This is a genomic window from Bacillus sp. T33-2, assembly GCF_002860205.1.
GTDB lineage: Bacteria > Bacillota > Bacilli > Bacillales > Cytobacillaceae > T33-2.
The window spans coordinates 60,472-74,739 of sequence record NZ_PGVB01000010.1 but is presented as its reverse complement, the minus strand read 5'-3'; the positions used below and the strand labels follow the sequence as shown (position 1 = coordinate 74,739).

13 protein-coding genes are annotated in these 14,268 nt (G+C 45.4%); all 13 read left to right on the top strand.

Features of this window, described 5'->3' with window-relative positions:
- The first annotated feature begins 159 nt into the window (after nt 1–159).
- The 13 genes from sucC to fliF all read left to right on the top strand — a co-directional run bounded on the left by sucC (nt 160) and on the right by fliF (nt 14,264).
- Complete coding sequence (gene sucC / locus CVD19_RS07300) at nt 160–1,320, top strand: ADP-forming succinate--CoA ligase subunit beta (RefSeq protein ID WP_101581196.1); 1,161 nt, start codon at nt 160–162, stop codon at nt 1,318–1,320.
- A gap of 18 nt (nt 1,321–1,338) precedes the next feature.
- Nucleotides 1,339–2,241, top strand: coding sequence for a succinate--CoA ligase subunit alpha (sucD, locus tag CVD19_RS07295; protein ID WP_101581195.1), 903 nt, complete (start codon nt 1,339–1,341; stop codon nt 2,239–2,241).
- 120 nt (nt 2,242–2,361) lie between these two features.
- A complete protein-coding gene (gene dprA / locus CVD19_RS07290; RefSeq protein ID WP_101581194.1) occupies nt 2,362–3,225 on the top strand; it encodes a DNA-processing protein DprA in 864 nt (287 codons plus the stop codon).
- Nucleotides 3,226–3,499: 274 nt separating this feature from the next.
- Entirely contained in the window at nt 3,500–5,575 is a 2,076-nt protein-coding gene (gene topA / locus CVD19_RS07285; protein WP_101581193.1) for a type I DNA topoisomerase, read from the top strand.
- A 230-nt stretch (nt 5,576–5,805) separates the two neighbouring features.
- Complete coding sequence (gene trmFO, locus CVD19_RS07280) at nt 5,806–7,113, top strand: FADH(2)-oxidizing methylenetetrahydrofolate--tRNA-(uracil(54)-C(5))-methyltransferase TrmFO (RefSeq protein ID WP_101581192.1); 1,308 nt, start codon at nt 5,806–5,808, stop codon at nt 7,111–7,113.
- Nucleotides 7,114–7,174: 61 nt separating this feature from the next.
- A complete protein-coding gene (gene xerC, locus CVD19_RS07275; RefSeq protein WP_101581191.1) occupies nt 7,175–8,077 on the top strand; it encodes a tyrosine recombinase XerC in 903 nt (300 codons plus the stop codon).
- A 20-nt stretch (nt 8,078–8,097) separates the two neighbouring features.
- Nucleotides 8,098–8,640 (top strand): ATP-dependent protease subunit HslV, encoded by a 543-nt coding sequence (gene hslV, locus CVD19_RS07270; RefSeq protein WP_101581190.1) that lies wholly within the window; start codon nt 8,098–8,100, stop codon nt 8,638–8,640.
- A 17-nt stretch (nt 8,641–8,657) separates the two neighbouring features.
- Nucleotides 8,658–10,061 carry an HslU--HslV peptidase ATPase subunit gene (hslU, locus tag CVD19_RS07265; RefSeq protein ID WP_101581189.1) on the top strand — a complete coding sequence of 468 codons (1,404 nt, stop codon included), beginning with the start codon at nt 8,658–8,660 and terminating at the stop codon, nt 10,059–10,061.
- A gap of 144 nt (nt 10,062–10,205) precedes the next feature.
- Complete coding sequence (gene codY / locus CVD19_RS07260; RefSeq protein WP_101581188.1) at nt 10,206–10,985, top strand: GTP-sensing pleiotropic transcriptional regulator CodY; 780 nt, start codon at nt 10,206–10,208, stop codon at nt 10,983–10,985.
- Between the two features lie 442 nt (nt 10,986–11,427).
- Entirely contained in the window at nt 11,428–11,823 is a 396-nt protein-coding gene (gene flgB / locus CVD19_RS07255) for a flagellar basal body rod protein FlgB (RefSeq protein ID WP_101581187.1), read from the top strand.
- A 2-nt stretch (nt 11,824–11,825) separates the two neighbouring features.
- Complete coding sequence (flgC, locus tag CVD19_RS07250; RefSeq protein WP_101581186.1) at nt 11,826–12,275, top strand: flagellar basal body rod protein FlgC; 450 nt, start codon at nt 11,826–11,828, stop codon at nt 12,273–12,275.
- Nucleotides 12,276–12,287: 12 nt separating this feature from the next.
- Nucleotides 12,288–12,599: a flagellar hook-basal body complex protein FliE gene (gene fliE / locus CVD19_RS07245; protein WP_101581185.1), complete on the top strand. Its 312-nt coding sequence runs from the start codon at nt 12,288–12,290 to the stop codon at nt 12,597–12,599.
- Between the two features lie 75 nt (nt 12,600–12,674).
- On the top strand, nt 12,675–14,264 hold the full coding sequence (gene fliF / locus CVD19_RS07240) for a flagellar basal-body MS-ring/collar protein FliF (RefSeq protein WP_101581184.1): 1,590 nt from the start codon (nt 12,675–12,677) through the stop codon (nt 14,262–14,264).
- The last annotated feature ends 4 nt before the right edge of the window (nt 14,265–14,268 follow it).

Here is a 14,268-nt window from a genome sequence, read left to right as displayed (position 1 = left end):
ATTTCCCGGTGTTTTTCTGTTGCACGCTACTTTCCATTATTTTTTCGGAATATTTTAAATGCCAAAATATTTCATCATATATGTGGACAAATCAATATCCTATTATATAAAATGAAAGCGCAGTCTATTTTTTTTGAGAGATTAATAGGAGGATGGGAAATGAATATCCATGAGTATCAAGGGAAACAAATCCTCAGAAAATACGGGGTAACTGTACCTAATGGAAAAGTCGCTTTTTCAGTCGAAGAAGCTGTAGAAGCTGCAAAGGAACTGGGCACACAGGTGTGTGTAGTCAAAGCGCAAATCCATGCCGGCGGCCGGGGAAAAGCCGGAGGGGTAAAGGTTGCGAAAAACCTTGAGGAAGTCCGTACATATGCCAATGAAATACTGGGGAAAACCCTGGTTACTCACCAAACCGGCCCTGAAGGGAAAGAAGTAAAGAGGTTGCTGATTGAAGAAGGCTGCGATATCAAAAAAGAATATTATGTCGGCCTTGTTCTGGACCGTGCTACTTCGAGAGTAGTGCTGATGGCCTCCGAAGAAGGCGGCACCGAAATCGAGGAAGTTGCGGAAGAGACACCAGAAAAAATATTTAAAGAAGAAATCGATCCTGTCATCGGACTCACCGCGTTCCAGGCACGGCGGATTGCTTTCAATATCAACATTCCAACAGAGCTTGTCGGGCAGGCTGCCAAGTTTATGCTCGGTTTGTATAAGGCATACATTGAAAAGGATTGCTCCATCGCTGAAATTAACCCGCTTGTTGTGACTGGTGACGGTAAAGTAATGGCGCTGGATGCGAAGCTGAACTTTGATTCCAATGCTTTATACCGCCAAAAAGACGTACTTGAATTCCGCGACCTGGATGAAGAGGATGCGAAGGAAATCGAAGCGTCCAAGTACGACTTAAGCTATATTGCCCTTGATGGTAACATAGGGTGCATGGTTAATGGGGCCGGCCTTGCAATGGCAACGATGGATATCGTCAAGCATTATGGCGGCGAGCCGGCAAACTTCCTTGATGTCGGGGGCGGTGCGACCGCTGAAAAAGTAACTGAAGCTTTCAAAATTATCCTTTCTGACCCTAAAGTTAAAGGTATTTTCGTTAATATCTTTGGCGGAATCATGAAGTGCGATGTAATTGCTACAGGCGTCGTAGAAGCTGCGAAGCAGGTAGGATTAGAGGTGCCTCTTGTTGTCCGGCTTGAAGGAACGAACGTCGAACTGGGCAAGAAGATTCTTAATGAGTCAGGGTTAAACATCATCGCAGCTGAGTCAATGGCTGACGGAGCACAAAAAATCGTTTCATTAGTAGCATAGGGAGAAAGGGGAATTAACGTGAGTGTATTTATCAATAAAGACACGAAAGTCATCGTTCAGGGCATAACCGGTTCAACCGCCCTTTTTCATACGAAGCAAATGCTTGAATACGGAACCAAGATCGTTGGCGGGACAACTCCTGGAAAAGGCGGCCAGGAGGTTGAGGGTGTACCGGTATTCAATACGGTACGCGAAGCAGTGCAGGCAACAGGGGCAAATGCTTCGGTCATCTACGTTCCAGCTCCTTTTGCGGCAGATGCGATTTTGGAAGCAGTTGATGCAGAGCTAGACCTGGTAATCTGTATCACTGAGCATATTCCTGTGCTTGACATGGTGAAGGTGAAAAGGTACATGGAAGGCAAGAAAACCCGTCTTGTCGGCCCGAACTGTCCCGGGGTCATCACCCCGGAAGAGTGCAAAATCGGCATCATGCCCGGCTATATCCACAAGAAGGGCCATGTAGGTGTTGTATCCCGCTCCGGAACACTGACATATGAAGCCGTACATCAGCTGACACAGGCTGGAATTGGCCAGACAACAGCAGTTGGTATTGGTGGGGACCCGGTGAATGGAACGAACTTCATCGATGTGTTGAAAGCTTTTAATGAAGACCCGGAAACATATGCGGTGATCATGATTGGTGAAATCGGCGGTACAGCAGAAGAAGAGGCTGCAGAATGGGTCAAGGCTAACATGACAAAACCGGTTGTAGGGTTCATTGGCGGCCGCACTGCACCTCCTGGAAAACGGATGGGACATGCAGGCGCGATCATTTCCGGCGGAAAAGGAACTGCAGATGAAAAGATCCGCGTGATGAACGAATGCGGCATCAAAGTGGCAGAAACACCTTCAGTGATGGGCGAAACATTGATTGAGGTACTGAAGGAACAAGGACTATACGATAAATGCAAGACTCATTAATTAATGAAACCTGACCAATTATTACAGTCCCTCACAAACAAGAGGGACTGTTTCTTCATCATATTTTTAAATAAAGCTGCAGATTGATCCCCACAAAATCCCTTTTAGGAGGCCTTCTTCATGGATGAATTCACAAAAAGACTCGTCCATCTTGTACATTGCCCACGGGCGGGCTGGAAAACCATCTATTACGCACTAAAATCAGACCCGGAGTTGAAACATATTTATCGTTCCAATCCGCAATTTTCCGCACATACAAATGAATCCCCGATAACAATCCCTCAATCAGACCTTCTTTCAATCCCAATTGAAAAATTAACCTCCCAATATGTAAAGAGTGGAATCCGCATGATTACACTTTTTGACAAGGAATATCCCCCGCTTCTAAAAGAAATATACCAGCCGCCATGGGTCCTATTTGCAAAAGGAAATCTGTCACTCCTTGATTCCCGGCTATGCCTTGCAGTTGTGGGGGCAAGAGATGCGAGTGCTTACGGAAAAGCTGTAATCGAATTCCTTTTGCCAGAGCTGGTGCGCACAGGATTTTGCATCGTGAGCGGCCTGGCAAAGGGTATTGATACACAGGCCCATCGGACGGCAATCCGTCTTGGCGGGCAAACAATCGGTGTCATTGCAGGTGGCTTTAACCATCTGTACCCAAAGGAAAATAAGGAGCTTGCGTCAAGGATGGCGGAACACCATCTATTATTATCTGAGTACCCCCCTGGGTCCAGGCCTGAGAGGTGGCAATTCCCGCTTCGGAACAGGATCATCAGCGGGCTTTCAAGGGGGACAGTTGTAATTGAAGCAAAACAAAAAAGCGGTTCGCTCATTACAGCAGAGTATTCGTTGAACGAAGGCAGGGAGGTTTTCGCCATCCCGGGAAGCATTTTGACTTCTGGGTCAGCAGGAGTCCACGAACTTATCCAGCAGGGGGCAAAGCTGGTAAAACAACCCCAGGATATCCTCGATGAATTCCTTTAAAAATGTAAGAAAAAATTTAAAAAAACTACTTTTTTCCAAGTTTTTTAAACGGTTTTCAAGAAATTTGCATCAAAAAGGTTGAAATTATTTTGATTCTGTTATACATTTTGCATCAGGTATTCAGAATTGCGGAAGCGCCTAGGCGCTGGAGCTGGACAATTTAAAAGGGCGAATTCGTTGAAAACGATTTCTGTGTCTTTTGAAATTGACATTTAATAACATAGTATAGAATAATAAGTGTTAATTTTTATAATCCCTCTAAGGAGGACTATTGATGTCAGAGTTTTTAGTTATCGTTGAATCGCCGGCAAAGGCGAAAACGATTGAACGTTATCTTGGTAAAAAATATAAGGTGAAAGCTTCCATGGGCCACGTCCGTGATTTGCCGAGGAGCCAGATGGGAGTAGATATAGAGCATAACTACGATCCTAAATATATTACGATCCGCGGAAAGGGACCAGTTTTGAAAGAATTGAAGACGGCCGCCAAAAAAGCAAAAAAAGTTTTTCTGGCAGCCGACCCTGACCGTGAAGGTGAGGCGATCGCCTGGCATTTGGCACACAGCCTAGACGTGGATGCACATTCCGATTGCCGGGTCGTCTTTAATGAAATTACAAAAGACGCGATAAAAGAATCGTTTAAGCATCCGCGCCCAATCAATATGGATCTGGTCGATGCCCAGCAGGCACGGCGCGTTTTGGACCGGCTTGTAGGCTATAATATCAGTCCGCTTCTATGGAAAAAGGTCAAAAAAGGTTTAAGTGCCGGACGGGTCCAATCCGTGGCTTTAAGGCTGATCATTGACAGGGAAAAGGAAATAAGTGCGTTCGAGCCGGAAGAATATTGGACGATCGGCGCAGAGTTCATGAAAGGCAAGGACACTTTTGAGGCTTCATTCTTTGGAGTAGATTCTGAAAAGCTGGAGCTGAAGTCCGAGCAGGACGTCCAGAATATTTTGAATCAGTTAACTGGAAACAAATTCACAGTTGAGTCTGTCAGTAAAAAAGAAAGAAAACGGAATCCTGCAGTGCCGTTCACAACTTCTTCCCTGCAGCAGGAAGCTGCCCGGAAATTGAATTTTCGTGCGAAGAAAACGATGATGATCGCCCAGCAGCTGTACGAGGGCATTGAACTTGGGAAAGAAGGAACGGTCGGTTTGATCACCTATATGCGTACTGATTCGACCCGGATTTCCGAAGTAGCCCAAAAAGAAGCCGTGAATTTCATAGAGGGCGCGTTCGGGAAGGAATATTTGCAAACCGAAGCAAGAAAAGAGAAAAAACAGTCCAACGCCCAGGACGCCCACGAAGCGATCAGGCCGACAAGCGTCATGCGAGATCCAGGCAGCCTGAAGGAGCATCTGTCAAGGGACCAGCTTCGTCTGTACAAACTGATCTGGGAACGGTTTTTGGCAAGCCAGATGGCCCCTGCCATCATGGATACGATGAGCGTTGACCTGAAAAATGGCGATGTACTGTTCCGGGCTACAGGTTCGAAAGTAAAGTTCCCGGGATTCATGAAGGTGTATGTTGAAGGCACTGATGACCAGGTAGAAGAGAAAGACAGGCTTCTTCCTGACTTAAAAGAAGGCGACGAAGTCATCAAAAAAGACATCGAGCCTAAACAGCATTTTACACAGCCACCGCCGAGGTACACGGAGGCCAGGCTTGTAAGAACACTCGAAGAATTGGGCATCGGCAGACCGTCCACATTTGCTCCCACATTGGACACCATTCAAAAACGGGGGTACGTGAGTCTTGATAACAAGCGCTTTGTTCCCACTGAACTGGGAATTATTATCCATGAGCTTGTTGTGGATTTCTTCCCGGATATCATTGATGTCGAGTTTACCGCCAAAATGGAACAGGGGCTTGACGATGTCGAAGAAGGCAAAGTAAATTGGGTGAAAATCATCGATGAATTTTACCGCGACTTTGAAAAACATCTCGAAAGAGCAGAACGTGAGATGGAAGAAGTGGAGATCAAGGATGAACCTGCCGGTGAGGACTGCGACCAGTGCGGCAATCCAATGGTATTCAAGATGGGCCGTTATGGAAAATTCATGGCTTGCAGCAATTTTCCGGACTGCCGCAATACAAAGGCAATCGTAAAAGAAATCGGCGTTAAATGCCCGAATTGCGGTGAAGGGAATATCATTGAACGAAAAAGCAAAAAGCGCCGCATTTTCTATGGCTGCGACCGATTTCCAGAATGTGAATTTTTATCCTGGGATAAACCGCTGCCCCGTAACTGCCCTAAATGCGACAGCTATCTTGTAGAGAAGAAGCTGAAGAAGGGTGTTCAGGTACAGTGTTCCAACTGTGATTACAAGGAAGCGACACAAAGCTGAGAGTGAGCCTTTTGCTCACTCTTTTCATGTGTTTTAATGGAAGCTGATTTTATTTGAAACCTTTTCTCTTTTCTTTTCGTAGGGTAAAGTGCAAAATGGACAAGTATGAGGGTATAGTAAAATAATTGTCGCAAATAACCCGATTATTCTAACGTTTCTTAAGTGGTATGCATCAGTTTGCCGGTGCATCAGGATCGCTTATATTTATAGAAGCAACTGGAGGATTTGAAATGACGGAAACAACAGTAAATGTCGTCGGTGCAGGATTGGCAGGAAGTGAAGCGGCCTGGCAGCTCGCAAAACGCGGAATCAATGTCAGGCTGTATGAAATGCGGCCAGTTAAACAAACTCCCGCCCACCATACTGATAAATTCGCTGAACTTGTATGCAGCAATTCTTTGCGTGCCAATAATTTAACAAATGCGGTCGGGGTATTAAAAGAAGAAATGAGGATGCTGGATTCGGTGATCATAGCATCTGCCGATAAATGCGCGGTTCCGGCCGGGGGCGCCCTCGCAGTGGACCGTCATGAGTTTGCAGCCAATGTGACGGACCGCGTCAAGAATCATCCCAATGTTACAGTAATAAATGAAGAAATCACACAACTCCCCCAAGGTCCAACCATCATTGCAACCGGCCCGCTTACAAGCCCGGGCCTGTCACAAAGCCTGAAGGAGCTGACCGGTGAAGAATACCTTTATTTTTATGATGCTGCTGCACCAATCATTGAAAAAGACAGCATCGATATGGACAAGGTTTATTTAAAATCAAGATATGATAAAGGGGAAGCGGCCTATCTAAACTGCCCGATGACCGAAGAGGAGTTTGATCGCTTTTATGAGGCACTGATAGCTGCAGAAACCGTTCCACTTAAAGAATTCGAGAAGGAGATCTTTTTTGAAGGGTGCATGCCGATTGAGGTCATGGCCCAGCGTGGAAGAAAGACGATGCTGTTCGGCCCGATGAAGCCGGTGGGGCTGGAGGATCCGAAAACAGGCAAGCGTCCGTTTGCAGTCGTACAGCTGCGCCAGGATGACGCCGCGGGGACACTGTACAATATTGTCGGGTTCCAAACCCATTTGAAATGGGGGCCGCAAAAAGAGGTCCTCAGGCTCATACCAGGCCTGGAAAATGCCGAGATTGTCCGATACGGCGTCATGCACCGGAATACGTTCATCAACTCCCCTAAAGTACTAAAGGCAACATATCAGTTTAGGGAAAGGGAAGACCTCTTCTTTGCCGGACAAATGACTGGTGTGGAAGGCTACGTTGAATCTGCAGCGAGCGGCTTGATCGCGGGGATAAATGCTGCTCGTCTCGTATCAGGGCAGTCACCTGTGGAATTTCCGGCTGAAACAGCAATGGGCAGCATGGCCCACTATATTACAACTACGAATCCAAATAATTTTCAGCCGATGAATGCAAATTTTGGGCTGTTTCCTGAACTGCCCCAAAAAATCAGGGCGAAAGCCGAACGGAATGAACAGCATGCTACTCGGGCATTGGGAACAATTCAGAAATTTGTGAAAAATTTGTAACTTTTATTGCAGGCTCACTATGAATTATGTTACTATTTAATAGGCCTTGTGAGGTGAGCTGATGGAAGGATATGTAAACAATTCTTTAAAGTTATTTATCGAATATTTACAAATTGAAAAAAATTACTCACAATATACAGTTGAACATTACCAACGTGATATTAGTGAATTTTTTATGTTCATGTCTGAACAGGCCATTCATGACATAAAGGATGTGCAGTATTCAGATGTAAGGATTTTCCTGACGAAATTATATGAACAGCAGCTTTCCCGAAAATATGTTGCCAGAAAAATTTCCTGCATGCGGAGCTTTTATAAGTTTTTGCTGCGGGAAAAACTGGTCGATGACAATCCTTTTTCGCTCGTGTCGATCCAAAAGCCTGGAAAGAGGCTGCCCGATTTCTTTTATGAGGAGGAGCTTTCCCTTCTTTTCGATGCGTGTGAACCACAAACCCCCCTGGGAAGAAGAAACAGGGCGCTGCTTGAATTGCTGTACGGCACCGGGATAAGGGTGAGTGAATGCTGCCAGGTTGAGCTCAAAGATCTGGACTTTCATCTATCAACTGTCCTTGTACATGGGAAAAGGAATAAAGAGAGGTACGTACCCTTTGGCAGTTTTGCCGATGATGCATTGCAGGATTACATAAATCACGGCAGAAACGAACTATTAAAAGGGAAACAGGACCACGGTTTCCTGTTTGTCAATTTCCGCGGCGGGAGGCTTACTGACAGAGGCGTCCGTGAAGTCTTGAACAAGCTGGTGGAAAAGTCGTCGTTAACTGGAACAATCCACCCCCACAAGCTCAGACATTCCTTTGCAACCCATATGTTGAGCAACGGCGCAGATTTGAGGACGGTACAGGAGCTGCTTGGGCATGCCGATCTTTCTTCAACTCAGGTGTATACACATGTCACAAATGAGTATTTAAGGAAAACATATATGTCCCATCACCCCAGGGCATAGGCCAAAGGAGGAAAACAGGGATGTCACAATTTCATGCGACAACAATCTTCGCGGTTCAGCACAAAGGCCGTTCCGCCATGGCTGGAGACGGCCAGGTGACATTTGGAAACGCGGTAGTAATGAAACATACTGCCAGGAAAGTAAGGAAGCTTTTTAATGGCAAGGTAATAGCAGGCTTTGCCGGCTCGGTCGCAGATGCTTTTACATTGTTTGAGATGTTTGAAGGCAAGCTCGAAGAATACAATGGCAATCTGCAAAGAGCCGCAGTCGAGCTTGCGAAGCAATGGCGGAGCGATAAAGTGTTAAGAAGGCTTGAGGCCATGCTGATTGTCATGAATGAAGAATACATGCTGCTGATTTCAGGGACAGGCGAAGTGATTGAGCCTGATGACGGAATTCTTGCAATTGGGTCGGGAGGCAATTATGCCTTGTCCGCCGGCCGTGCCCTGAAAAAGTATTCAGGCGACCATTTGAATGCGAAGGAAATTGCAAGGTCCGCGCTTGAGATCGCTGCTGAAATTTGTGTGTATACAAATGAAAACATCAGTGTAGAAGAACTGTAGCGGGAGGAGTGAGAGACTTGAAACAGACAACTAATTTGACTCCAAGGCAAATTGTTGAGCGGCTTGACCAATATATCATCGGGCAAAAGGATGCTAAAAAAGCCGTCGCAGTTGCTCTGAGGAACCGGTATAGAAGAAGTTTGCTATCTGAAAACCTGAGGGATGAAGTAATTCCAAAGAATATCCTGATGATCGGCCCCACCGGGGTAGGGAAGACCGAAATCGCGAGAAGAATGGCAAAGCTCGTGGGGGCACCATTTGTTAAGGTTGAAGCAACGAAATTCACCGAAGTCGGGTATGTGGGCCGCGATGTTGAATCAATGGTCCGTGATCTCGTCGAAACATCAGCCCGCCTCGTTAAAGAAGAAAAAATGCTGAATGTGAAGGAGCGCGCCGAGGAGAATGCTAACCGCCGCCTCATTGAACTGCTCGTTCCTTCAGCCAAAAAGTCGTCAAATTATAAAAATCCGCTTGAAATGCTGTTTGGCGGGGCAGGCCAGCCTGAACAGGAAACCCACTCAACTGAGGATGTCAATCTTCACGAGAGAAGGAAAATCATTCAACATAAGCTTGAATTGGGTGAACTTGAGGAAGAAATGATTACAGTCGAAGTGGAAGAACAGCAGCCGTCCATGTTCGACATGCTGCAGGGATCAGGGATGGAGCAAATGGGCATGAACATGCAGGATGCCTTGAGCAGTTTCATGCCTAAGAAAAGGAAAAAGCGAAAGCTTCCTGTAAGGGATGCCAGAAAGGTTTTGACAACGGAGGAAGCCCAAAAACTGATCGACATGGATGAAGTAACCCAGGAGGCTGCCTATCGCGCTGAACAAACCGGTATCATTTTTATTGATGAGATCGATAAAATTGCGAGCAAAAACAACGGCGGTTCATCGGCGGATGTTTCCCGTGAAGGTGTTCAAAGGGATATTTTGCCGGTCGTTGAGGGATCGACTGTTGTCACGAAGTATGGCCCGGTTAAGACGGACCATATCTTGTTCATTGCTGCCGGTGCGTTCCATATGGCAAAACCGTCTGATTTAATACCTGAGCTGCAGGGCCGTTTCCCAATCCGGGTGGAATTGACGAAATTAACGGTTGAAGATTTTTACAGAATCTTGATTGAACCGGATAATGCCCTGATTAAACAATACCAGGCATTATTGGAAACAGAAGGTATACAAATTGAATTTTCAGACGATGCTATACGTAAGATTGCAGAAGTTGCTTTTGAGGTCAATCAGAATACAGACAATATTGGGGCGAGGCGCCTGCACACCATTTTGGAGAAGCTGCTGGAAGACTTGTCCTTCGAAGCTCCGGACATCACCCTTGAAAAGGTCGTGATCACTCCCCAATATGTCGAGGAAAAGCTGGGAGCCATTTCGCGGAACAAAGATTTAAGCCAATTTATATTATAAAGCGTTGCCGTTTTAATGAAGAAGCATAAGGGTACACGAATACTGGATTACCTTTGTTCGCCGGCACGTCCCAGTAATGAAAAACAGGTATTATTCATTAATATAAACAATATCAAGCTTTACACACAATAGGAGGAAGAAATAATGGACTTACTTTCAAAAACGAGAAAAATTAATGCATTGCTGCAAAAGGCAGCAGGAAAACCTGTCAACTTTAAAGAAATGTCGGAAACGCTGAGTGAAGTAATTGAGGCGAATGTATTTGTTGTCAGCCGCCGCGGAAAGCTGCTGGGCTTTGCGATCAATCAGCAAATAGAAAATGAGCGGATGAAAAAAATGCTGGAAGACCGACAGTTTCCAGAGGAATATACTAAAAACCTGTTCAATATTCAAGAAACTTCTCCAAACCTCGATGTGGAAAGTGCATATACTGCGTTTCCAGTAGAAAACAGGGATCTGTTCCGCAACGGTTTGACGACAATTGTTCCTATTATCGGCGGAGGAGAGCGTTTAGGCACATTGATCCTTGCCCGTGTTGAGGAGCAATTCCATGATGATGACCTCATTCTAGGGGAATATGGGGCAACTGTTGTGGGAATGGAGATTCTTCGCGAAAAGGCCGAAGAAATCGAGGAGGAAGCCCGCAGCAAAGCAGTTGTCCAGATGGCAATCAGTTCATTATCATACAGCGAGCTTGAAGCAATTGAGCATATCTTTGAAGAGCTAAACGGCAAAGAAGGCCTGCTTGTTGCTTCGAAAATCGCTGACAGAGTCGGCATTACACGTTCAGTCATTGTTAACGCGCTGCGCAAACTTGAAAGTGCTGGCGTGATTGAATCCCGTTCCCTTGGCATGAAGGGTACTTATATTAAAGTATTAAACGATAAGTTTTTGCTCGAGTTGGAAAAGTTAAAGACAAACTAATCATTCAATTTACAAAAAGCCCCGCTGGCCAGGCGGGGTTTTTTGTCGTTAATTTGTCAAAAATGTAACGGTAAGATTACAGTGCTATCTGCCCTTATTGAAAATTCCTAAACGCGATTTGTTTTTTTATAAAATCCTACGTTTTAAAAAAAGTATAAATTACCTATTCCCCTTAATGTACAGAAGCTGCTTTTTACTCAGAAAAACAGGTTGGATTATGGGAATAAAGTCGAATATTGTCAGAGAATGGGTAAGCCGAATGAATCACCATCATCAAAATAGAACTTAAGAACTAATTGTGAAAATGAGTATATTGCCTGATAAAATTTACGATAAAGTGCATAGACAGATTATTTCAGATTCATTACAATTAGGAATATGATTACGAAATTCTCCATATAACAACAATTTTCGCAAATGTGACCTATGAGAGGTGTAAATATTGAAATTATTTTCCGGCACTGTTTCAACGCTTGAAAATGCACTCAACTATGCTTCGTTAAAACAAAAGACAATTTCTCAAAATATTGCCAATGTCGATACGCCCGACTATAAAGCGAACGATGTTAGCTTTAAAGCAGCTTTCCAGCAGGCGATGAGCGAGCCTTTCAGCGCACACAGGACTGATGCAAGGCATTTTGATTTTAAAGCAGCTTCATCACTGAACACAGCTGTCACAGAAAGGATAGGCGTTCAGTACAACCATAATGGCAATAGTGTCGATCTTGATAAAGAAATGTCGGAGCTTGCGACAAACCAAATCTATTACAACGCGTTGACTGAACGTATCAACGGTAAATTTGGGACACTGCAATCCGTTATAAGAGGTGGGAAATAGTAATGTCGGTTTTTCATAGTATGAATACGACCGCTTCTGCGTTGACAGCACAACGTCTCAGGATGGACGTCATTTCCTCCAATATGGCGAATGTCGATTCAACAAGGGCGGCCGGCGGAGAGGCATACCGAAGGAAAATGGTCGTGTTGGAGCCTAAAGGCAGCCAGTTCTCATCATTCCTTAAAACAGCGATGGGCACTTCAAGGACTGGATCAGCAGGGGACGGCGTCAAAGTTTCCCGTATCGTTGAGGATAGGGAGACCCCATACAAAATGGTTTATGACCCTGAGCATCCCGATGCCAACCAGGAAGGCTATGTCGCATACCCCAATGTGGACCCGCTGAGGGAAATGGTCGACCTGGTCAGCGCAACGCGGTCTTACGAGGCAAACGTCACTGTCTTTAACGCCTCTAAAGGCATGCTGATGAAGGCACTTGAAATTGGAAAGTAAGGAGACCGATAAATGAATAATGTGACTTTTAATCCTGTCGGCCAGCTTGTAAAGCCTTTTAATGTAAAAGGTGCGGCCCCTTCAACTACACCATACGAAGCACAAAAGAGTTTTTCGTCCGTCCTGAAGCAATCAATTGAAAAATTAAATCATGCACAATTAGAATCGGACAAAATGACTGAAAAGCTAGCCCGTGGAGAAAACGTAGACCTCCACCAGGTGATGATCACAGCACAAAAGGCCAGCATTTCCATGCAGGCTACACTTGAAATAAGAAATAAAGTCATAGAAGCCTATCAGGAAATGATGCGAATGCAAGTTTAATAGTAATTTGGTCAAAATAAATGATTGGCGGTTATTTGCTTACCAATAAACAGACATAATAACCGGGGGAATATGATGAAAGAAACGGTTCAAAAGCAGTTACATAACATAAGGGATTTCTGGAATAGACGCACCAGAAAGCAACGGATGGCTCTGGGGGCGTCTGTTTTGCTTGTGTTCCTGGCAGCGGGGACCGTTGCTTACTTTATGAGCAGGACATCGATGGTGCCGTTGTACAGCAATTTATCACCAGCTGAAACCGGGACCATAAAGGAAAGCCTTGATGCAAGAGGGGTACAATCGGAAATTACTGATGGCGGCAAGACGATCATGGTTCCGGAAGAAGCTGTCGATTCCTTGAAGGTCGAGCTTGCAGCAGAAGGGATCCCAAAATCCGGGAGCATAGATTATTCGTTTTTCAGCCAGAATGCCGGCCTTGGCATGACGGATAATGAATTTAAAGTATTGAAGCTGGAAGCGATGCAGACTGAATTGGCTGAGTTGATGAAAGGCATAGATGGGGTGAATGACGCCAAGGTGATGATCACTCTGCCAGACAAAGGGATATTCGTTAATGACGCAGGGGAACAAGCCTCAGCGTCCATCGTTTTGAACACAAGCCCAGGCTACCAGTTTAAAGAGGAACAGATTAAGGCCTTGTACCATTTGGTCGGAAAAAGCGTTCCAAACCTTCCTACTGATAATATCGTCATCATGAACCAATTTTTTGAGTATTTCGATTTGAAAAATAATCAAAATGAGACAGGCACGTCCTTTGCCTCCCAGCATGAAATTAAAAAGCAAATCGAAAGAGATGTCCAGCGCCAGGTGCAAAATATGCTGGGAACATTGATGGGACATGATAAAGTGGTTGTTTCCGTCACTGCCGATATTGACTTTACCCAGGAAAACAGGGAAGAAAACCTCGTTGAGCCAGTGGATGAGGAAAATATGGAGGGCATCGCGATCAGTGCCCAAAGAATTACTGAAACGTTCACAGGCAATGGAGCCCCTCCGGGCGGCATCGGCGGCACCGGGGAAAATGAAGTCGCGAATTACCAGGGTGGTGCAGCAGGTGAAACGAATGGTGATTATGAACGGGTTGAAGAAACAATCAATAATGAAGTGAACCGAATCCGAAGGGAAATAACAGAAAGCCCGTATAAAATCCGTGACCTTGGCATCCAGGTGATGGTTGAACCACCTACCCCTGATGATCCGAATTCGCTGCCGCAGGAACGGGTTGACGATATCACCAGAATATTGGGGACCGTCGTCCGGACTACAATCGACAAAAATTCTGTTGGCGGTGAATTGACTGAACAGGCCGTGCAGGACAAAATTGCTGTTTCGGTACAGCCATTTAACGGAAAAATCAACTTCGATGGCGAGCAGGAAACAGGGCTGCCATGGTGGATCTACGCAGTCGGCGGAGTGCTGCTGGCAATTATTGCAGTGCTGGTATTTATGTTTATCCGCTCACGCAGGAATAAAGAAGAGGAAGAAATAGTGTTTGAAGAATCCGTCGAATCGATCAAGGTTCCTGATGTAAACGAGGAAGTAGAAACTGAAGGTTCGTTGAAAAAGAAACAGCTGGAGAAAATGGCAAAGGATAAACCGGAGGACTTTGCCAAGCTGCTCAGGTCCTGGCTGTCTGAAGATTAGGAGG